This is a genomic window from Vibrio sp. 1288, from assembly GCF_033344475.1.
In genome coordinates this window covers 1-994 of the sequence record NZ_JAWPOX010000180.1, presented here as the reverse complement: position 1 = coordinate 994, position 994 = coordinate 1, and the positions used below count along the sequence as shown (strand labels likewise).

General features: G+C 44.8%; 1 protein-coding gene. It reads right to left on the bottom strand.

Annotation, left to right across the window (positions count from 1 at the left end):
• Window positions 1-994 (bottom strand): ABC transporter permease (locus R8O11_RS25505; protein WP_318194647.1); only part of this gene is annotated, 994 nt, incomplete at both ends.

Below are 994 nucleotides of genomic sequence, written 5' to 3'. Positions count from 1 at the left end.
ATAATTCCGTATTCCGCCCACAAGGTTGTATTAATCCGTTTTTTGCTTGAGCCAAGCGTACGATACAGACGGATTTCTTGCTGACGTTGAGACAAGCTCAAGCGTAATAATGTAAAAATGAGCAATAGCCCTGCAACTACACCTAACAAAGCAAGAATGGTGATCGCAGAAACGATTTGTTGTATTAGCGCCTGTATTTTTTCTCCCATCGTTCGGATGTCTAACACAGAAACTGTTGGGTGCGCTCTCGACATTGATGTAAGCAGCGATTCGTTTCCTTCATTGATTCGGTAGCTGATCAAATATGAACCCGGAACGTTTGCCATCACATCAGAAGAAAAGATGAAATAGAAGTTAGGCTTCATATCTCGCCACTCAACATGGCGAATGGTATCCACCGTCGCATCAAAGTTTTGGCTGTTGATAACAAACCTTAATTTGTCTCCAAGTTGAATACCCAAATCGCGCGCGACATCGGCCTCAACAGAAACACTGTTTGCGTTCGTCCATTTTCCTGAAAGAACGTCATTATATTCTGGTAACTGATCACCCCATGTTAAGTTAAGCTCTCGACGGATTGCGTCAGAGCCTTCCCCTTCATATTCAACGTCTTTAACGTTTTGGCCATTAATCTCTGTGAGTCGTCCTCGAATAATTGGAAATGCTTGTGACCGCGTCACTCCATTTTTATCCAGTGTTTCTAGGTAGTTAGCCAGTTCATAATCGGCAATGTTTAATGCGAATACATTAGGCGCATCCGCAGGCAAAGTCCGTTCCCAATCTGCGAGGATGTCACTACGGACAAGCCAAATAATGGAAAGGAGCATCAAAGAAAGTGAAAGCGCACCAAACTGCAAACCGCTGGTAATAGGCGTGCGGTTGATTCGGCTCAGTGCCAACTTCATCGCTGGTTTGGTGGCAAAGCGGGAGAATAACTTCGTCAGTGCGATGCTTAATCCTGCCAACACGACAAATAGTGCTGCAATACCCGCCA